Annotated in this window: 1 pseudogene; it reads right to left on the reverse strand. The window is 70.6% G+C overall.

Annotation, left to right across the window (positions count from 1 at the left end):
* Positions 1–235 (reverse strand): annotated as a pseudogene (locus CUZ56_RS15565) (hypothetical protein); the annotation flags it as partial.

The following is a 235-nucleotide window of genomic DNA, read 5'->3' on the forward strand; positions in this document are numbered from 1 at the left end:
CCCCTGGGTGCTGCGCCCGCTGTCGCGATCGGCCGCCGGAACATCGCCCTGCAGACCGGTTTCGGGCATGGCCCCCGGCCCGCATTCGGCGCGCGGTACGGCGGTACGGCCCACGTCGAGGAATTCCCGGACCTCGTTGTGGATATCGGCCTGCAGATCGGCCGTGGCACTACCCGGCAGCAGTACGGCAGTGATCACGGCGACCGCGCCGAGCGCAATCGCTCTGACCCGATGG

The organism is Saezia sanguinis (assembly GCF_003991585.1).
In the GTDB taxonomy this organism is placed as follows: domain Bacteria; phylum Pseudomonadota; class Gammaproteobacteria; order Burkholderiales; family Burkholderiaceae_C; genus Saezia; species Saezia sanguinis.